This is a genomic window from Paracoccus sp. NFXS7, from assembly GCF_040148865.1.
Classification (GTDB): Bacteria; Pseudomonadota; Alphaproteobacteria; order Rhodobacterales; family Rhodobacteraceae; genus Paracoccus; species Paracoccus marcusii.
Genome location: NZ_JAKEKV010000008.1, coordinates 147048 through 167076 on the forward strand (window position 1 = coordinate 147048; position 20029 = coordinate 167076).

General features: G+C 69.1%; 10 protein-coding genes. 5 read left to right on the forward strand and 5 right to left on the reverse strand.

The annotated features are described in order from the left end of the window. Window positions 1–18: 18 nt before the first annotated feature. Both LZ686_RS14225 and LZ686_RS14230 read right to left on the reverse strand, forming a co-directional pair. Window positions 19–1458 carry a GumC domain-containing protein gene (locus LZ686_RS14225; RefSeq protein ID WP_347919333.1) on the reverse strand — a complete coding sequence of 480 codons (1440 nt, stop codon included), beginning with the start codon at window positions 1456–1458 and terminating at the stop codon, window positions 19–21. Continuing rightward, window positions 1459–2142: a P-loop NTPase family protein gene (locus tag LZ686_RS14230; RefSeq protein WP_349548219.1), complete on the reverse strand. Its 684-nt coding sequence runs from the start codon at window positions 2140–2142 to the stop codon at window positions 1459–1461. It lies immediately after the preceding gene. A gap of 58 nt (window positions 2143–2200) precedes the next feature. Here LZ686_RS14230 and LZ686_RS14235 point away from each other — a divergent pair, with 58 nt between their 5' ends. After that, window positions 2201–3196: a glycosyltransferase family 2 protein gene (locus LZ686_RS14235; protein WP_349548220.1), complete on the forward strand. Its 996-nt coding sequence runs from the start codon at window positions 2201–2203 to the stop codon at window positions 3194–3196. A gap of 35 nt (window positions 3197–3231) precedes the next feature. On the opposite strand, the gene LZ686_RS14240 is transcribed toward LZ686_RS14235, so the two are convergent. Genes LZ686_RS14240 through LZ686_RS14250 form a run of 3 tightly spaced genes read right to left on the reverse strand, consistent with a single transcriptional unit; the run spans window position 3232 to window position 15121 of the window. Beyond that, entirely contained in the window at window positions 3232–7824 is a 4593-nt protein-coding gene (locus LZ686_RS14240) for a MupA/Atu3671 family FMN-dependent luciferase-like monooxygenase (protein ID WP_349548221.1), read from the reverse strand. Further along, window positions 7821–8798: a glycosyltransferase family 2 protein gene (locus LZ686_RS14245; RefSeq protein WP_349548222.1), complete on the reverse strand. Its 978-nt coding sequence runs from the start codon at window positions 8796–8798 to the stop codon at window positions 7821–7823. Before LZ686_RS14245 ends, LZ686_RS14240 begins: the two co-directional genes overlap by 4 nt. Continuing rightward, complete coding sequence (locus LZ686_RS14250) at window positions 8795–15121, reverse strand: type I polyketide synthase (protein WP_349548223.1); 6327 nt, start codon at window positions 15119–15121, stop codon at window positions 8795–8797. Before LZ686_RS14250 ends, LZ686_RS14245 begins: the two co-directional genes overlap by 4 nt. A 182-nt stretch (window positions 15122–15303) precedes the next feature. Between LZ686_RS14250 and LZ686_RS14255 the strand changes: the two genes are divergently transcribed. The 4 genes from LZ686_RS14255 (at window position 15304) to LZ686_RS14270 (ending at window position 20027) form a co-directional block, all read left to right on the forward strand. Beyond that, a complete protein-coding gene (locus LZ686_RS14255) occupies window positions 15304–16701 on the forward strand; it encodes a hypothetical protein (RefSeq protein WP_045982068.1) in 1398 nt (465 codons plus the stop codon). A gap of 106 nt (window positions 16702–16807) precedes the next feature. After that, window positions 16808–18385, forward strand: a complete 1578-nt coding sequence (locus LZ686_RS14260) for a GMC oxidoreductase (RefSeq protein ID WP_349548224.1) — start codon at window positions 16808–16810, stop codon at window positions 18383–18385. Then, a complete protein-coding gene (locus LZ686_RS14265) occupies window positions 18382–19122 on the forward strand; it encodes an SDR family NAD(P)-dependent oxidoreductase (RefSeq protein ID WP_349548225.1) in 741 nt (246 codons plus the stop codon). The genes LZ686_RS14260 and LZ686_RS14265 overlap by 4 nt, the downstream gene beginning before the upstream one ends. Then, entirely contained in the window at window positions 19119–20027 is a 909-nt protein-coding gene (locus LZ686_RS14270; RefSeq protein WP_349548226.1) for a hypothetical protein, read from the forward strand. The genes LZ686_RS14265 and LZ686_RS14270 overlap by 4 nt, the downstream gene beginning before the upstream one ends. Window positions 20028–20029: the final 2 nt, after the last annotated feature.

Genomic DNA, 20029 nt, shown 5'->3' on the forward strand with positions numbered 1-20029 from the left:
GCCGATGCGCGCAGAACACTAGCGGTTCAGCACCAGGATGACCCCGACCACGACACCGGCGATCAGGATCACGAAGCTGGCGGCATTTCGCGTCCTTTGAACCACCTGTTCCCGAGCCGTCGGCCGGAACGGGATAGACGCGATCGGGGCCACGCCCAGATATTTCGTCACCATGGCCTGCGTCCGCAGCACAGGGCGTCGCACCTCCAGCAGGAAGCCGGACAACAGCGCCAGACCCAACCCCAGGACGACACCCAGCATCGCCAGACGCTTGCGGCCCGAACTGAGCGGGTATTCCGCCTCGGTCGCGCTTTCCAGCAGGATCATCTGCTGACCATAGTCGCTGGTCACAAGGCTCTGATCCAGGCGCGCCTGCGACAGGCGTTCGGCGATGGCCATGCGCGGTACCTCCAGCGCAGCAAGCCGGCGGGTATAGTCCGCCATCGTCTCCGACACCTCGGGAATGCCGGCGACATTCGCGGCGATCATCGGCAGGCGGCGGTCGATCGCCGCCAGTTCCAGCTGCAGCGACTCCTCCTGCTGCCGGATCAGGTCGATCTGGCGGCTTTGGCCGACCGACATCTGCTGTCCGTCGCCTTCGCGCAGGGCGTCGATCTGCGCCTCCAAGCGCTGCACTTCGGGATGGTTCGGGGCCAGCGTACGCCGGGCTTGGGCCAGATCGACCTCCAGGATGCGCAGCTGCTGGGCAAGCGGCTCCTGGCGGCCCAGTTCGGATGTCCCCACCTCCAGCGCCAGGCGCTCGCGTTCCAACGCCTGCAGGGAGCGGATCAGTTCGGTCCGCTGGCCTTCCAGGCGGGTCTGCTCTGCGGCCAAAAACTCCAGGTTCTCAGGCATCCGGTCAGTGTTTTCCGTGCGGAAGGCCGCCAGGTCGGCCTCGATCGCGGCAATCGCCTCAAGCGCGCGGCGGTCCTGCGTCTCCAGCGTACCGATCAGCTCGCTCAATCGCTGGTCGCGCTCTCTCAGGTTGCCGGTCTGGATCTGGTCGACGATGTCATTGGCCAGATTGGCGGAACCGGCGGCGGTGCCGGTCTGCGCCGTCACCTGGATTGCGGACACCTCCTCCATCGCGCCGGCAGAGGCGGTGACGCCCGCGACGAAGTTGATGCGCACATCCTGGCGGAACTGCGCGACCTTTTCATCCTCGCTCAGCGGCGTGTCGTCGTAGAGGTTGAAACGGTCGATCATGTCCAGCACGTTGTTGCGGGCCATGATCCGCTGTTCGATGGTGCGCAGGCGGGTGGCGGTGTCGCCGCTGTCGACGCCGCCGGTCAGGACGGTCGGCTGGACCTGCAGCACGGCGATCGATTCAAACGCCCGGGGCAGCGCCAACGCCTGTGCCAGCGCGACCAGCACGCAAACGACCAGAAGCGCGGCCATCACCGGTCCCCGGCGCGACAGCATCCCGATGAATTCGCGTATTCCGACAATCGGTCCCATTCAAGCCTCGGCGTTATGAAGAAACAGCCCCAGCACGGGGCAATGACGGGTGACATGCGCCTCGCAGCGGCGCAGATCCGCCGCCGTGTCGCGGCGTCCGTCGATCGTCAGCAAGACCGTGTCGACCAGCGGCAGCGCCGCCAGACCGGCATCGTCGGACAGGCAAGGGGGCAGGTGCAGGATGGTGACATCCGCGGCCATCCCCATGATCATCTCGGACAGGGCCTGCTGGAACTGCGGCGACAGCAGCGTGATCGCGGCCAGGTCGGGTGCGGCCTGCACGGTGGCAAAGGCAAGCCGCGGCGTCACCGTGCAGGCGCGAAATAGCGGACCGGCGGGCATCCCGGCTTGGCCGAACCGGGCCAGCACCGGTTGATGCGCGATGTCCAGATCGATCAACAGGACGTGGCGGTCCGGTCGGCGCGCCTCGGACAAGGCCAGGTTCAGCGCGGTCAGCGACGATGCCGGGCCCGGACTGGCCTGGCTGACGCCGATGCGCGTCCAGCCGCGTTCGGTCACCTCGGGCAGCATCCGCGTCCGCAGCAGGTCGTAGGATCTGCTGCGTTCAGACCCGTGATCGTCCGCGATCAATGCACGAAGTGCGGCCTTTTGCGGCATCTCGATCTGGGGCAATGCCGACCATGCCTTCAGATGGTCGTGCCTGCGGGCGCTGGTACCGTCCATTCTCAAATTCTTTCTTCCGTCTCGACGCCGTTTCGTATCATATCATCGGGCACATTGCATGAAGCAGATCGACTTGTCCGCACATTCCGACAACTCCCTTCCGCACTATCCCGTCACCGCGATCGTCATCGGACGGAACGAGGGGGCGCGCCTTCAGGCCTGTCTGCGCGCCTTGTCGCAGCAGCTGTCCCGGATTGTCTATGTCGATTCGGGATCGACCGATGGCAGCGCGGATTTTGCGCAGGCGATGGGCGTTCAGGTCGTGCATCTGGATATGGGCCTGCCATTCACCGCGGCGCGGGCCCGCAATGCAGGGTTGAAAGCCATTGCCGCCGACCCGACCGAATTCGTCCAGTTCATCGACGGCGATTGCATGCTGCAGCCGGAATGGCTGCCTGCCGCCGTCCCGGCCCTGCAGGCAGATCCCCAACTGGCGGTTGTCGCCGGACGGCGCAGGGAGCTTTATCCCGAACGATCGGTCTATAACTGGCTGTGCGACCTGGAATGGGACACGCCGGTCGGCGACGCCCGCGCCGTGGGCGGCGACATGCTGATTCGCCATGAAGCGATCGCCGCCGTCGGGGGTTTCCGCGAATCGCTGATTGCCGGAGAGGAGCCCGAGATGTGCGTCCGCCTGCGGGCGGCCAGGTGGCGCATTCGCCGGCTGCCGGTGGAAATGACGCTGCATGACGCGGACATCATGCGGTTCGGGCAATGGTGGCGGCGCAGCAAGCGCGCGGGGCATGCCTTTGCCGAAGGTGCGGCCCTGCATGGCGCGCCCCCCGAGCGACACTGGACCTCCGAGACCCGACGCGCCCTGATCTGGGGCCTGATCCTGCCGGTAGTGGCGGTTCTTGGCGCGCTGCTGGTGCATCCGGTGGTGTTGGCGCTGCTGCTGGTCTATCCGCTGCAGGCGATACGCCTGTCGCGGCGCTTGGGACGCAAGCGGGCGGTCTATACCCTGATGGGCAAGTTCCCCGAGGCGATGGGCGTGGCGCAGTTCCACCTGAACCGGCTGCGCAACCGCCGGGGCGCGCTGATCGAATACAAGTAGGTCGTCGGCCGGTCCCCCGGCCGACATATGCCGCGTCAGTTTTGGCCCGTGGGCCGCATGCGCGCGCGCAGAGCGCGGCGTGCGGCCATCATGTCGCCCGCGGCGGCGGGCTGGACCGCATCCGGGGTGGGAGAGGGGGCGGCGGCCACCGGTGCAGGGGTCGCGGGCGTGGCCCGTGTTCCGCCCAGATGCGCGGCCAGATCACGCAGCACCGGGAACCGGAAGATGTCCGTGATCGAACTCCGCGTTACTGCCAGCTCGTCCCGGATCGTCCGGTGCAGCTGCACCGCCAGCAGCGAGTGCCCACCCAGCTGGAAGAAGTTGTCATCCGCGCGAACCTCGGGCAGGCCCAGGATGCGGGCCATGATCTGGCCGATCCGCGATTGCAGGTCGTTGACCTCGGGCGCCGGGGCGGGGACCGGCGCGGCAGCCGCAACGGGCGGTGGTGCCGGCGGTGCGACCCTGGCCGCGGGCGGCGCGGCATCGGCCGCCGCCAGCGCCTTGCGGTCGATCTTGCGGTTGGGGGTTAGCGGCATCTCCGGCAGGACGTGGATCTGCAGCGGCACCATGAAATCTGGCAGCTCGCGCGACAGCGCCGCGCGCAGCGCCGCGCCGTTCAGCCCTTCTCCGGTGGCATAGCCGATCAGTTGCCGATCGCCCGGACCCTGGCCCTTGGCGACGACCGCCACGTCGCGGACGCCGGGCAGGCGGGCCAACCGGGTCTCGATCTCTCCCAGTTCGATGCGATAGCCGCGCAGCTTGACCTGCTGGTCGATGCGACCCAGGAACCGCAGGCGCCCGGTGCTGTCGCGACGGCACAGGTCGCCGGTCCGGTACAGACGTCCCTGGTCGGTCTGCGGAAACGCCGCATCGGTCTGCGCCTGACGGTTCCAGTAGCCGCGGGTGACGCCCGCCCCGCCGATCCACAATTCTCCCGCCACGCCGTCGGCGACCGCCTCTCCCTGCGGGTCGCGCAGGTGCAGGCTGGTGGCGGCGATGGGGTCACCCAACCAGACATCGTCGGCCTGCGTGCCCAGATCGGCGACCGCCGACCAGATCGTCGTTTCGGTCGGGCCGTACATGTTCAGGACGCGCGCAGATCCGTTCCGTCGCAGATCGGCCAGCAGGCCCTGGCTCAGGGCCTCTCCGCCCAAGGCGATGGTCTTCAGTGCCGCCATCGCGGCACGCGACGGTGCGTCCTCCAGCAGCAGGCGCGCCATCGATGGGGTGGCCTGCAGGTGCGTGACCTTGTGCCGCGTGATCTGGGCCGCGATGCCGTAATCGGCGACCTCGGTCGTGACCGGGTTCACGCGGTCATGCAGCACCGCCAGATGCCGCAGGCTGTCCAGCACCATCGACGGGGCGATGCCATAGTCGATCAGGCACGCGATCTCGGTCACGCCGATCTTGCGCAGGGCTGCGATCCGCGCCTCGGCATCGTCGACGGTCCCGAACAGGCCGCTGTCGTTGAAATAGCGCAGGAAGGCGAAATCGAGGATGCCCTCCATCTCGTCCGGGTCCAGGTTCGACAGGTCCAGCGACATCGCGTCGGTGACGCCCGCGGGCTTCTTGAAGGCCGGGAAGGCCCAGGCATATTGCTTGACCAGCGCGGCGGCGGCGCGAAGGTATTCCTTCATCGGCTCGCGCGCGGTCTCCATCGCGGCCTCGCGCGTGTCGGCCAGATAACTGTGCAGCATCAGCGTGACGGTGAAATCCGCCGGATCGTGACCCGCCTCACGCAGGGCTGCGTGATATTCCGGGATGCGGGCGGCGATGTCGTCCATGCTCTGACCCAGAAGATGGGTCAGCACATTCGCGCCAAGCCGCCCGGCCTCGCGCCAGGTCTCGGGGTTGCCTGCGGTGGTCACCCAGATGGGCAGTTCCGCCGAAACCGGTCGGGGCTGGGTCACGACGGCAAAGGGGGTGCCGTCGGCGCGCGGAAACTCGACCGCCTCGCCGCGCCACAGTCGGCGGACCTGGTCGATGGTCTGCAGCATCGCAGGTTTATTCGCGGGCGGCGTGTTCTGCGGGCGCAGCACGAAATCGTCCGGCTGCCAGCCGGAGGCCACGGCGATGCCGCAGCGCCCATTGGTCAGGTTGTCGATGACCGCCCATTCCTCGGCGATGCGGGCAGGGTGGTGGAGGGGGCCGACGCACGACCCTGCGCGGACCGCGATGTTCTGCGTGACCGCCGCCACCGCCGCCCCGGTGACCGAGGGGTTCGGATAGGGGCCGCCGAAGGCGTGGAAGTGCCGCTCGGGCGTCCAGACGGCGACGAAGCCGTGGCGGTCGGCGAATTTCGCGCCCTCCAGCAGCAGTTCGTATTTCTTGGGGCCCGCTCCGTCGTCATTGCCCCAGTAGTACAGCGACATCTGCATGCCCTTGCGGCTGCCGGTGGCAGGCTCCGCCGTGGCACCCCCCAGAAGATCGCCTGCGATGACGACCTTCCAGCCACGGGTCAGCGTCCAGAAGATCTCCAGCACGGAAATGTCGAAGGACAGGCTGGTGACCGCCAGCCAGGTGCCCGGTTCGGGGGCATCCAGCGACCGGTCCATGCCGGCGAAGAAGTTCACCACGTTGCGGTGTTCGACCATCACCCCCTTGGGCGTCCCGGTCGAGCCGGAGGTATAGATCAGATAGGCCAGGTCCTGGCCCGATGCGGGACGGGGGTCCGCCTCCGGTCCGTTGGCGTCCAGCGGCAGCACGCGCGCCTGATGCGCTGGCAGGCGCGACAGGATCGCCGGGTCGGCCAGGACCACCGGCGCACCGCTGTCGGCGATGTAATGCTGCAGCCGGTCGGCCGGATAGTCCGGATCCAGCGGCACATAGGCGCCGCCCGCCTTCAGGATCGCCAGCGCACCGACGACCAGTCCCAGCCCGCGCGGGGCGAAGAGGCCCACGGGCACGCCGGGCCCGACACCCATCGCGGCCAGCTGTCGCGCCAGACGGGACGCGCGTTGGTCCAGCTGGGCATAGCTCAGCCGCTCTCCGCGAAAGATCAGCGCGTCGGCATCGGGGCGTTGGGCGACCTGTGCGGCGAACGCGTCCTGGATCGTCGCAGGCGCGTCCGGGCCCGCATCGCGGTCGTCGCGGGCCACGGTCGCCGTGGCATGGGCCGGCAGAGTCGGGGCCTTGTCCAGCGGCAGGGACGGATCGGCCGCGGCCAGGGCCTCGGTCACGTTGGCGATGGCGCGCCATGCGGCCTGCGACAGGCGCGCGCGGTCCCACCAGACCTGCACGCGCGACTGCTCGCCCTCCTCAAGCGCCACGCAGATCGCGGCGCCGGTCGGCGCGTCCTGCGGTCCCGCGGCTAGGATCAGGCCGGGTGTCCCTGGACGCCCCAGTTCCGGCGCGCGGGCGATTAGGTCGGCCAGCACCGGCGCCCGGTCCAGCAGCGCGCGGCGATCGCGGTCAAGGGCTGCGGCCAGCGCCTGCAGCGTTTCGCCATCGGCATCGACGGGCAGCGGGCGGAACCCCAGCATGTGGTCGCGCACGGCGTCCGGCAGATGCGGCGCAAGCCCGATGTCGAAGGCCGACGATCCCGTCATCCGGACCAGCGCGCCCACCAGCGCGGCCAGAACCGCCGCGGCGGGAAGCGGGCGGGGCAGCGTCAGACCGTCGGCCTGCCAATCCGCGGGCGCGTCCGACAGCGCGGCTTCGGGAACGACCACGGGGGCAAGACGCGCCATGCGCTTGCGCCAGAACGGCTCGTCCCGGGCGGCGTCGCGGATGGCCGCATCCAGGGCCGGATCGGCGGGGCCGGTCGGCAGCCGGTCGCCCACGGACAGCCCAAGCGCCACGGCCTGCCCGTCCGTGCCGTGCATGCCCGACAGGCGCAGCGCGCCGCCCTGTGCCATGGCGACCAGAATATCGTGGTCGCGGACCTCCAGCACCTGTCCGGGCTGGGCCGACGGGTTGCCCCGCGCGGGTTCCGCCCCGCCCACCAGCAGGATGCCACGACCGGTCCGCAGGCGCGGGCGCAGCATCGGGTTCCAATAGGGACCATGGTCCAGCGCACGGACCAGCCGCGCCTGGCTGTCGGCATCCTGCGCCGGGTCCAGCGTCGCCGCATGCGCAGGGCGGTCGATCCGCATGTGGCGTTTCACCGGCGCATGGGGCTGAGCCGAGCCCTGATCGTCGCCCCGTTCCAGCATGTCGATCAACTGGGGCAGGCTGCTCAGCGCTGCTTCCCAGCAGCGGGCGTTCAGGGTCAGGGCGGTGTCGTCGGGTGCGATCTGGACCGGCACGCGCAGCAGGACCGGACCTTCGTCCACGCCGCCGCTGATGCGGTGCCAGGTGATCGCGTGGCTTTGCGCCCCCTCCAGCAGCGCCCAGATCGGGGCGTTCAGCCCCGCCCGTTCGGGCAGCGGACCGTCATGGAAATTGACCGCCCCCCGCCGCGCCAGGGCCAGCGTCTGCGCTGGAATGACGGTCAGGTTCGCCACGCTGAGGATATAATTGCATTCCGCCACAGGACCCACCGGCAGGCGCTGCGCCCGCGCCGCCGCAGCCAGAGCCGGATCCTCGACCGTGAACGAGCGCAGGACATGGCCGCGCCCGGTCAGGATCCGCGCCGCCTCCAGCGCAAGCGAGGCGTTGCCGATCAATGCGAAATCAAGCTGGGTCACGGTCTGTCTCCGGGTCGGAAAATCTGTCGGGGTCGGCTTGGGGCCAGCGCGTGGCGGATCAGCGCGCGCGCCTGCCCCTTGGGCATGGTCTGGTCTTCGCGGCGGATCGCGCGCAGGCGCCGCACGGTCAGGCCGGCCAGATGGGCCAGCACCGCCGCGACGGCATAGGCGCGGCCGTGGTTCTTGCGGAAGTAATGCTCGCGCGAAGCGAACCAGTAATCGGGCGGCAGGGTCCATTCCCGCATGCCCGTGCTGACCGACCCGATATGCATCACGCGGGCATCCGGCAGGTAATGCGTGGGCCACCCCGCCTTTGCGGCGCGCAGGCACAGGTCGGTTTCCTCGAAATAGAGGAAATACGCCTCGTCAAAGCCGCCGATCGCGTCCAGGACGTCGCGGCGGATCATCAGCGCCGCCCCGGCGGCCCAGTCCACCGGCTCGGCGACGGGCGGCATCGGCATGGTGACGACATGGCGTGCCAGCAAGCGTGAGATCGGCCCGGTGCGGGCCGCGTCCTCCAGCTCGCTGGCGGCGGTCGGGAAGCGGAAATGCGTGGTGTGGTGGTTGCCGTGCTCGCCCACGACCCGGCACCCCAGCAGGCCGATGGCCGGATGCGTCAGCATGTGCGCCCGCATCCGCGCGATCGTGTCGGGTTCCAGGAATGCATCCGAGTTCACGATCAGCACCAGATCGCAGGGTCGATCCGTCGGCACGCGCAGCGCGGCATTGTTGCCCGCACCGAAGCCGCCGTTATGGCCCGACTGCAGCACCCGCAGGCGGCCGCCTGCGGTCCAGCCGCGGTCGGCGGCTTCCCGGCTCATCTCCTCGAAGCTGCCATCGCCGGAATCGTTGTCGATCAGCGAGATGACGCCCTCGATCCCCTCCATCGCGATGACGGCAGCCTCGGCCGAGCGCAGAGACATCTGCGCGCTGCGCCAGTTCAGGATGATCACATGCACGGCGCCCACGCTCATTCCGCGGCCCTCCGGAGGTCAGCCTTGTCGCCCTCTGCCAGATCCTTGCGCATCCGGTCTGCCAGCACCCTGACGCAGGGCTCCAGCACCATCGAATCGTGGTCCCCGGGTACCTCGACGACGGTCAGCTCCGGCATCCAGGGCGACCATAGGTTGTCCTCGAAGACGTATTCGCGCGCGGTGCTGACATGCATTCCGCCCGACACCTTGAACTGCCGGTCCAGCCGCGGCCGGTACAGGGTCACCGGACCGTCCCAGACCCGCATCTCGAACTGCGGCAGCGCGCCCAGGAAGGCAGCATGGATAGCGGCGTTGTGGAAGCCCGCGGAATCCGCCTGCGGCAGCTGCTGGCGACGCGACCGTTCATAGGCCAGCCGTTCCCGCAGCCAGCGTGACAGGAAGCCCGGCCCCTCGCGGCGGATCTCGGCGGCTCGGATCATCAGGCGGTCCTTGCGCGTCAGTGTCGGGCGCATGGGCACGGGCGTGTCCAGCATGACCAGACGCGCCACGCTCTCTCCGTCGGCCTGCAGCTGACGCGCGATCTCCAACGCGGTCAGGCCGCCGCCAGAAAAGCCCGCGACCAGATAGGGGCCCTGCGGCTGGATCTGGCGGATCTCCTCGATGCAGCTGGTGGCGGCCTCGGCCAAGGTCGCATGCGGGGCGGCATCGCCGAACAGGCCGCGCGCCTGCAGGCCCCAGACCGGACGGTCGGGTGACAGGCGCTGCGCCAGTGCGCGCAGGTTCAGCACGTTGCCGAACATGCCCGCGACGATGAACAGCGGGGTCCCCCCGCCCGCGGCGCCCTGGCTCATCGGCACCAGATGGGTGAAGCTGGCGGTCTGCGCGTGAGCCAGGGGGACGACCTGACCGGAGCTGCTGTCGGGGCGGGGACCCATCCGCGCCTCGATCAGGGCGGCCAGGGCCGCGACGTTCGGGGCCTCAAACAGCGTCGCCAGCGGCAGGTCGATCGCATAGGCCTTGCGGATCATCGCGAACAGCCGCACCGCGATCAGCGAATGGCCGCCCAAGTCGAAGAACCCGTCATCGACGCCCACCTGCTGCACGCCCAGCAGATCGCGGAAGAACCCCGCGATGCTGCGTTCAAGATCGGTTCGCGGGTCGACATAGTCGCTGTCCAGGTCCGGACGCTCGAAGCTGGTGCTGGCGCCGGCGGCGCGGGCGCGGCTGCTGCGGGTCTCCTGCGCGATCAGCTGCGGCAGGTCCATGCTGGAGATGGCGATCTGCGGCAGCCCGGCCTGCAGCGCCTGTTCCAGAAGCGCGGGCCCGCGACCGGGCGGAATGCCCTGCGCGACCATGCGCGCCAGACGCTCCTGTCCGGGGCGGGTGGGCTGCGCCATTTCGGGACCGCGCGCGGCCAGTCGCACCGCGGGGGCGGCGTCCAGGCGGCGCAGGGTCAAACCCTCGACCTCGACCAGAACGCGTCCCTGCGGATCGGTCAGCGTCACGTCGAAGCTGGCATAACCGTCGGATGCGTTGGCCAGCCTGACAAGGCTGGTGACGGCGGCCGGCAGGGGCGCATGCATGGTCAGCGCCCGATAGGACAGCGGCACCCACAGCTGCGCCCGGTCATAGCCGGGGATGAGGTCCATCGCCCAGCCCGTCGCAATATCCATCAGCGCCGGGTGCAGGATGAACCCACGGTCCAGATCGGCCAGGGCGGCATCGGGCAGGCGCAGCTGCGCCAAGCCCTGGCCGTCGCCCATCCAGGTCGCCTGCAGGACGCGCCACCGCGGACCAAAGGCCATCTGACCCTCTTGCGCGGATTCCAGGGCATGGCCCACGGGCGCACGGTCGACCCGCATGCCCGCCGTCAGCGCCAGAAGGTCCAGCGGCGCGCGTGCAGGTTCGGCGGCGGTGATACCGCCCTCGGCCACGGCGACGGGCCCCTGGCCGAAATCGGCCTCGACCAGGAAGCCGGTGGTCTCCTGTCCCTGGGTCAGCGTCACGCGGAAATCGCGGGTGCCGCCATCCTCGACCGTCAGCGGGTCAAGGAAGGTCAGGTCGCGCAAGGCCCAGGGCGCATGCCGACCCGCCGCCTGCAGCGCCTGCGCCGCCAGTTCGATGGTCCCCGTGCCGGGCAGCAGCGCCACGCCGTCGCGGGTCCGGTGTTCGGCGATGATCCAGTCAGAGGCCGACAGCCTACCGCCGAAGCGGTCGACCGCGCCCTGGCGCGCATGCGTGGACAGCAGGGGCTGATCGACGGGCAACGGCGCCGGGTCGTCGCGGCGCCCCGTCAGCGCGTCGGCGGCCATGCCGATATCGGCCCAGACCCCCCAGTTCAGCGAAACCACCTGCCCAAAGGCCGCGATCCCGGCTCCGGCGACGGCGTTCAGATATTCGTTGGCGGCGACATAGTCGACCTGTCCCGCCGCCGCGATCTCGGTCGAGGTCGACGAGAACAGCACGGTGCGCTGGACCGGATGCGCCGCCAGCACCATCGCCAGGTTGCGCGTGCCGTGGACCTTGGGGGCCAGCACGTCCTCGATCCCGGCGGTGGACTTGGCCAGCATCGGCGCATCGTCGACGACGCCCGCGGCATGGATCAGGTCGGTGATCGGACCCAGCCTGCCGCGCAGCGCGGCCACGGCGCGCGACAACGCCTCGGCATCGGTGACGTCCGCGGCCTCGACCGCGATGGTCGCCCCGGCCGCGCGCAGGTCGCGCAGGGCGGCCATCTGGCGGGCCTGACGGTGGTCGGGATCGGCGGCGATGCGGGCGTCCCACTCCTCCTCGGGCGGCAGGGGCCGCCGCGTCAGCAGCGCCACTGCCGCGCCCTGCGCGCTGATGTGGCGCGCCAGGGTCAGGGCGATGCCGCCCAGGCCGCCGGTGATAAGCACCGTCCGCCCCGGACCGAATGTCGGCGCGGCGTCCGGCGCGGGCAGCGCGGCCGGCACCAGATGGCGCGCCAGGCGGCGACCGTCGCGCCATGCGGCGCGGGCCGGGGGGGCAGGGTCCAGCAGATCCTCGACCAGGCGTTGGGCCAGTGCGGTCTGGTCGCCGCGCGTCTGCACGTCGATGCTGCGCGCCGACAGCCACGGGAATTCGCGCATGCCCACGGCCAGGGGTCCCAGGATGGTGGCCTTTTCGGGGGCCTCGATCTTTTCGGCCCCCACCCGCACGGCGTCCGAGGTGATGGCGACAAAGTCGATCTCTTGCCCGCCGCCCTCGTTCGCCAAAGCCCGGATCAGGTGCAGCGCAGTGTTGAAGCCTTGTTCCAGATGGCGATGGAAGGCGCTGAAGCCAGCCCGCGCGCCTTGCCGCCCGGCATCGGGCACCAGCCAGAAGCTGACGATCCGCTGCGGCAGCCGGTTCTGCGCCACCAGCGCGGCGATCAGCAGCTCGAAATCGGATGCGCCATTCTCTGGCGCGACGATGAAGTCGGATTCTTCCGTCTGCGCGAAACAGTCGCCCGGGCGCAGCCAGATCACCTCATGCCCGGCATCGCGCAGTTGCGTGCCCACGCGGGTCGCCAATCCGGTCTCGTCTGCCAGGATCAGCCAACGTTCCGCCGCGGCGTGCGGACAGCCATCGGCGCCCAGTTCGATGTCGGGGGCCGACAGCCTCCAGGACGGCCGCCATGCCCAGCCCTGCGATTCCGGGATGGCCAGCGGCGCGTCGTCGGTCGTGGCATAGGAGGCGTCGGACGATGCCGGTTCGATGAAGTAACGCTTGCTTTGGAACACATAGCCCGGCAGCGGCACCCGGCGGCGACCCTCGCCCCAGATCGGCGACCAGTCCAGCGCCAGCCCGGTGGCCGAAAGCCGCGCGAACGCGTTCAGGAAGAAGGCGTCATCCTCGATTGCGTGGTCGGGATGGCGCAGGGTGCTGATCACCCGGTCGGGTGCTGCGCCATTGGCCTGCGCTAGGGCAGACATGGCGCGGCCGGGGCCGACCTCGACGAACAGGCGCGCGGGATCCTCGCGCAGCGTGGCAATGCAGCCCGCGAAATCAACATGGTGGCGCAGGTGATCGACCCAATAGCGCGGGTCGGTGGCCTGAGCGTCCGTCATCCAGGTGCCGGTGCGGTTCGACAAGATCGGGATGCTTGGCGCGGACAGCGGGATGCTGCGCAGGAAGGCCTCGAATTCCGGCAGGATCGGTTCCAGCATCCGCGAATGGGCGGCGATGTCGATCGCCACGCGCTGACAATCGATGCCGCGCGCGACCAGCGTCGCCTGTAGCGCGTCGATCCGGTCGCGGGGGCCGGACACCACTGACAGGCCGGGGGCGTTGTCGCAGGCCAGATCCAGATCGTCGCCCGCCTCGGCCATCAGCTCTGCAGCGGGCAGCGGCACGCTCAGCATGCCCCCCGGCGCGATGCGGTCGAACAGCCGCCCGCGCAGTTCCACCAGCGCGATGCAATCCTCGAACCCGATCACCCCCGACAGGCAGGCGGCGGTGTTCTCGCCCATCGAATGACCGGCCAGCGCCTGCGGGACGACACCCCAGCTGATCCACAGCTGCGCCAGCGCGTATTCGACGATCATGATCAGCGGCAGCTGGACCGACGGGCGGTTCAGCGCCTCGGTCGCGGCCTGTTCCTGGCCCGGCTCGGGCAGCCACAGCGCCCGGGGGTCGCGGTCGGTCAGGCGTTCCAGCACGGCAAGGCCGCGGTCCATCCAGTCGCGGAAGACCGGCTCGGTCTCGTACAGGCCGCGCGCCATGTGGATCGATTGCGCGCCGCCGCCGGGGAACAGGAAGGCGGGCTTGGGCGCCGCCGTCATCCGGTCGTGGTTGAAGACCCGGCGGGTGTTGCCGGTCTCCAGCAGCTCGGCCGCCTCGGTCGCATCGGCGGCGACCAGCACGCGGCGCTTGTCGAACAGCTTGCGCCCCTGCTGCAGGGTGAACCCCACATCGGCCAGGTTGGCGTCGGGATGGGCGCGCAGCCACGCCGCCAGCGCCGCCGCGTTGGCATCCAGCGCGGCGCGGGTGCGACCCGACACGATCAGCGGCTGGACCGGCCAGTCGGAGGGTTCCGAGGGCGGGGCAGGGGGCGCCTCCTCGACCACGACATGCGCGTTCGTGCCGCCCACGCCAAGCGAGTTCACCGCCGCCCGGCCCGGGCGGTCCGGATGCGCGGGCCAAGGTTCGCGCGTGGCGACGACGTGGAAGGGGGTCGAATCAAAATCGATGACCGGGTTCGGCGCCTCGTATCCCAGGCTGGGCGGGATTTCGCGGTGATGCAGCGACAGGGCGACCTTGATCAGACCGGCAGTGCCTGCGGCGGTGTCGGTATGGCCGATATTCGTCTTGACCGACCCGATGCCGGTCCGACCGCCCCCCTGGCCCAGGGCAAAGGCCTCGGCCAGGGCCGCGACCTCGATCGGGTCGCCCAGGCTGGTGCCCGTTCCGTGGCATTCGACGTAGTCGATGGTCGAGGGGTCGACGCCCGCGATCAGATGCGCCTCGGCCATGGCGGCCGCCTGCCCCTCGACCGAGGGGGCCAGATAGCCGGCCTTGGCCGAACCGTCGTTGTTGATCGCGCTGCCCCGGATCACCGCCCAGATGTGATCGCCATCCGCGATCGCGTCCGAGAGGCGGCGCAGCAGCACGACCGCCGCGCCGCTGCCGAAGACGGTGCCCTGGCTGCGGTGATCGAAGGCGCGGCAATGACCGTCCGGCGACAGGATTTCGTTCGGTTTGTAGATATATCCCCGGCCCTGCGGCAGCTCGATCGTGACGCCGCCGGCAAGCGCCGCGTCGCAATCGCCCGCCAGCAGCGCCTGGCATGCCGAATGGACCGCCACCAGCGAGGTGGAACAGGCCGTCTGCACGGATACGCTTGGCCCGCGCAGGTCGAAGATGTGGCTGACCCGGGTGGACAGGAAATCCTTGTCGTTGCCGGTATGGCGCAGCAGGAACATGCCCGTTTCCTCGACCAGGTCGCGGTTCGAGCAGATGTTGACGGAAAAGTAGCTGCCCATCCCGCAGCCCGCCCAGACCCCGACCATGCCCAGGCTGTCGGGCCGGTGCCCGGCATGGTCCAGCGCATGCCAGCAGGTCTCCAGGAACTTGCGGTGCTGGGGGTCCATCACCGCGGCATCCTTGGGGCTGAGGCCGAAGAACTCGGCATCGAAATGATCGAACCCGTCCAGCCGGGCGGCAAAGGGGACGTAATCGGGATGGCTGATCCGTGATTCCGTCTCTCCGGCCGCGCGCAGCTCCTCCGGCGTCAGATGGATGATCGATTCGACCCCGTCGCGCAGGTTCTGCCAGTACTGCCGGGGGTCGGACGCGCCAGGAAGATCGACACCAAAGCCCACGATGGCGATGTCACGCATGTTGATCGGCGTATCGGTCAAGCCCGTCTTCCTTGTTCTTCCGGATTACAACCCTGCGCTGAGCGCGGTCCGCAATCCACCACTGAAACCTTACAATGGGATGATTATCAAAGCTGACGGAATGTTGCATGGGAATTTACGCTAATTCCTGTGGATTCACGTCATCGTTCCCCTTAAGCGTGACGTTCAAGCTGGGAGAAGACATGGGCAACAGTCTGTCGCTGATCATGTTGGCAGCGTGGCCGGCCGTGGCGGCGATGCTGTTCTCGCGGCTGACGCCCCGACAGGCGCTCATCTGGGTGCCGCTGCTGGGATACCTGCTGCTGCCGCCGGTGGTGGGGATCGACCTGCCGATTCTGCCGACCCTGGACAAACATGCGATCCCGTCCCTGTGCGCGATGCTGGGTGCGGTGATGCTGCGCGATCGCTTTCCGATGCCCTGGATCCGGCTGGAGGGCTGGGTCGTCATCCTGACCGTCCTGGCGATGGTCACCCCGACCCTGACGGTGGCCACCAATCCCGAACCGCTGATCGAGGGGATCACCTATCGTCCCGGCCTGGGTCTGTTCGACGCGCTCAACGGCACGATCAACACCGTGCTGACATTGCTGCCCTTCCTGCTGGGGTATCTGGTCCTGTCGTCAACCGACGGCATCCGGGCCTGGATGGTGGCGCTGACGCTGGCGACCTTGGCCTATTCCCTGCCGATGCTGCTGGAGATTCGGGTCAGCCCGCAGCTGAACGTCTGGATCTACGGCTTCTTCGCGCATGATTTCAGCCAGACGATCCGCTATGGCGGCTTCCGCCCGATGGTCTTTTTGGAACACGGCCTGTGGGTCGCGATCCTGGTCGTGACCGCTGTCATCTGCGCCGCGGTGGCGCTGCGCGACGGGGATGCGCAGGCGCGGACCCGCAACATGGCCGTCCTGGCCTATCTTCTGGTGGTTCTGGTGCTGTGCAAAAGCGCGGCATCGATCATATACGGAATGCTTCTGGTGCCGCTGGTGCTGATGACGCCCCCGCGCCTGCAGGTTAGCATCGCCGCGGCGCTGGCCGCGGTGGTGATGGCCTATCCGCTGGCGCTGTGGCTGGGCGTGATGCCCACCGACGCGATTCGCGACTTTGCCTTGTCGATGGATGCCGAACGGGGCCGGTCGCTGGAGTTCCGTTTCATGAACGAACAGGTGCTGCTGGACCGCGCCTCGCAGAAGCCACTGGCGGGCTGGGGCGGATGGGGCCGCAACCTCGAGATCGATCCGATCTCGGGAGAGTACACCAGCGTCAGCGACGGATACTGGGTTGTGGTGATGACCATCAGCGGCATCCTGGGCTATCTGTCGATCTTCGGCCTGCTGTGCGGTTCGGTGATCCGGCTGTGGCTGGCGACGCGGTCCGGTCCGGTCGACCGCTGGACCGCCGGCCTGGCCCTGATCATGGCGGCAAGCCTGGTGGACCTGATCCCCAATGCGACCGTCACTCCTCTGACCTGGATGAGCGCGGGTGCCCTGGCGGGGCTGGCGGCCCGCGGCATGCCCGTCGGAGCCAGGCAGGCCGCCCCGGCCCCCGCCGCGCGCCGGGCGATGAAGACGGTGATCGGATGACCGGGCGCGCGCACTCCCGGGCCGCCCCGATGCGGGTCGCGGAACCGCGTTGCGCGTCTGCGGCATCCGGCCCCCGGCCATTCAAACCCCTGACAATCGAGGGCACGTGGACGAACTCCTGAACAGATCCTGGGACGTGATCATCGTCGGCGCCGGCCTGGGCGGTGGCCTCTGCGGTCGTGCCTTGGCCGAGGCGGGCCTTTCGGTGCTGTTCGTCGAAAAGGGGTCCACCGGCCCCCGCCTGGCCGAGAACGGCCAGGAATGCGGCTATGACGACCCGTTCGCGCGGCAGATGTTCGGCTGCTGGCCGGTGCCGGTGGAATCGACGGTGGACGGTGCCACGTCGGTTGGCTGGGGCGCGCAGGGTGTGGGCGTCGGCGGCACCTCGGTCTTCTATGCCGCAGCCATGGAACAGCCCGAACGCCACGACATGGAATCCGTCCCCGACCTGCCGCATCCGACGGGCGGCTGGCCGGTGGGCTATGATGAATTCGCGCCTTGGTACGACCGTGCGCGCGACGTGATGGCCGTCAACGGCAGCCAGGACCCGTTGGGCGAACCGGCAGCGCCCCTGGCGGCCCCGCGCCCGCTGGCCGCGCGGGACGAAGCCTTGGGCCAGGCGCTGAAGAGGGCAGGGCTGCACCCCTATCGCGCGCACCTTGGCATCCGCCAGCTGGAGGGGTGTCGCGAGTGCATCGGCCGCAAGTGCCCCCGCGACTGCAAGATGGACGGTCGGTCGGCGGGCGTCCTGCCCGCCCTTGCCACGGGGCGCGCCGCGGTGTTGGACGGCACTGATGCCCTGTCGCTGCAAGGTGATGCCGGGACGGTCACGCATCTGCGCGTGCGCCGCGACGGAGTCGAGCATCTGCTGTCAGCGCGGGCCTTCGTGCTTGCCGGAGGCAGCCTGTCGTCGCCGCGCCTGCTGTTGGCCTCCAGCACCGATTACTGGCCCGACGGCTGCGGCAATGCCAGCGGCCTGGTGGGTCGGGGCCTGATGTTCCACATCAACGAACGCATCGCCATCTGGCCCCCGCGTAACGCGCCCGTCAGCTCGCCCGGACCGCTCAAGACCTTTTCGCTGCGTGACCTGTACCGGGACGGGCCCGATCGGATGGGGCTGTTCCAGTCCCTGGGCCTGCCCGCCGATTACGGAAACATCCTCTACGTGCTGCGCCAGCGCTATCAGGCCTCGCCCTTCAGACACCTGCGCATCGGTCATGAGCTGCTGCGCCTGCCCGCGCTGACCGCGGCCAAGCTTCTGGGAGATGCCCGCGTCTTCGCCGGGATCATCGAGGACCTGCCGGACGAGGACAACCGCGTCCGGCACGACCCCGCGCGGCCCGACACGATCATCTACGAATACCGCATGTCCGGAGAGCTTCTGGCCCGCCGCCTGCGGTTCCGCAAACTGCTCAAGCGGCGCCTGCGCGGGGTCCGATCCCTGTGGCTCAGCCATGCGCCCGAACTGAACATCGCGCATCCCTGCGGCACCCTTCGCTTTTCGGACGATCCACGCCAAGGCGTCCTGGACCGCGACTGCAAGGCGCATGACCTGGACAACCTGTTCGTCGCCGATGCCAGCTTCATGCCCAGTTCGACCGGGGTGAACCCGGGCATGACCATCGTGGCGAACGCCTTGCGGGTGGCCGATGCGATGGCCCGGCGGCTGAAGGCCGCGCCATGAGCGGGGTCGCCGTCATCACCGGCAGCAGCACGGATCTGGGCCACGCCATTGCGCGTCACCTGGCGGCGCATGGGATAACGGTGCGGGGCGTATCCCGCCACCCGCGCCCGGCCGAGGGGCTGTTCCAGACGCTGCAGGGCGACGTCACCGACGCCCAGGCCATGCGCGACCTGGCGCAGAGGATCGAGGGCGAAGTTGGTCCGGTCACCATTCTGATCCATGCCGCGGCGATTCATCGCCGCCAGGATTTCCTGTCCGCCCGGGCCGAGGATGTGTGCCATCAGGTGCAGGTGATCCTGTGCGGGCGCATCAACGTGACGGCCGCGTTCCTGCCCGGCATGGTCGCGCATGGGCGCGGCCGCATCATCAACATTGCCCGCCCGGTGCCGCGTCCCCCGTTGCCCGGCAACCTGGGGTTCGCTGTCGCGCAGGCCGGGGCAGACATCCTGACCCGGACCCTGTCGGTCGAGGTCGGCGGCCGTCTGCCCGGCATCATCGTGACCGAGTGGGTGCCTGACCTTGATCCCGAACATGGCCCCGATCTGGTCGCAGCCCTGGGCGCGGCGTTGGCGTTGAACGATGATCCGGCCCTGCACGGCGCGACCGTCCTGGGGGATCGCCAGATCCTGCCGGGCCGATCGCTGCGGCGCCGTGTCCTGGATCTGCTGTTGCTGAAACCCGCCGCCAGACCAATCGTCCTGGCCCCGGAACCGACCAGCCTGAAAGAGACGACATGAAGCACATCCTGTATTCCGCCCTTGCCGCCCTTGGCCTGTCCGTGCCCTCGCCTGTTACAGCCGAACCCGTGCCCGAACATGACAGCGCCCGCGTGTTCGTCTTCGGCAACAGCCTGATCCATCACCTGACCGACACGGACGAGACGACCGTCCCCCATTGGCTGGCCGTGATGGCCCGGCACGACGGGCGCGATCTGGCGCTGGACGGACGCTTCGGCTTTCCGCGCGAATTCGCGGCGGAACTGCCGCCGGTTCCGAACTGGTCGTTCGATGCGGTCACCCCCGCCTGGAATCCGGATCAGCCCTTTGCCTCGGCGCGGTTCGACACGATCATCCTGAACCCCGAGAATTTCATTCAATACGGCCGTGCGGACAAGCGCTATCCGGGCGACAACCCCGACCGCCAGTCCCCTTATGGCGCAACAGTCACCGTCCTGGACTGGGTCGTGCAGAACACCGACGCGCCGCGCATCCTGATCTACGAAGGGTGGGCCGACCTGCATCCCTTTGCCGATGATTTCCCGCCCGAACCGGCCGAGATGCAGCGGTATTACCGCCACGCGCAGAACGGCTATGCCCGCTGGTACGACGACTATGTCGCACGGCTTGCGGGGGTGCGTCCTGATGCCGACATCAGCCTGCTGCCGGTCGGTCGCGTGATGGCACGCCTGCTGTCCGAGGCGCCGCTGTCGGCCATCGCCCCCGATGCGCTGTTTTCCGACCTGTCCCCCCACGGGACTGAGACGATCTATCTGCTGGCGGCGATGATCACCTATGCCGACCTCTATGGCGCCCGGCCGCCGTCGGGACTGGCGCTGCCCGACACGATCGATCCCGACTTTGCCGCCGCGTATGAGGACACGGCCGACAGGATCTGGGACATCATGCAGACCGGGCGGCACTGACG

Bases quoted from the DNA above. Each gene is read 5' to 3' on its own strand.
- LZ686_RS14225 (WP_347919333.1), bottom strand. From the start codon at position 1,458: ATGGGACCGATTGTCGGAATACGCGAATTCATCGGGATGCTGTCGCGC.
- LZ686_RS14230 (WP_349548219.1), bottom strand. From the start codon at position 2,142: ATGGACGGTACCAGCGCCCGCAGGCACGACCATCTGAAGGCATGGTCG.
- LZ686_RS14235 (WP_349548220.1), top strand. From the start codon at position 2,201: ATGAAGCAGATCGACTTGTCCGCACATTCCGACAACTCCCTTCCGCAC.
- LZ686_RS14245 (WP_349548222.1), bottom strand. From the start codon at position 8,798: ATGAGCGTGGGCGCCGTGCATGTGATCATCCTGAACTGGCGCAGCGCG.
- LZ686_RS14255 (WP_045982068.1), top strand. From the start codon at position 15,304: ATGGGCAACAGTCTGTCGCTGATCATGTTGGCAGCGTGGCCGGCCGTG.
- LZ686_RS14265 (WP_349548225.1), top strand. From the start codon at position 18,382: ATGAGCGGGGTCGCCGTCATCACCGGCAGCAGCACGGATCTGGGCCAC.
- LZ686_RS14270 (WP_349548226.1), top strand. From the start codon at position 19,119: ATGAAGCACATCCTGTATTCCGCCCTTGCCGCCCTTGGCCTGTCCGTG.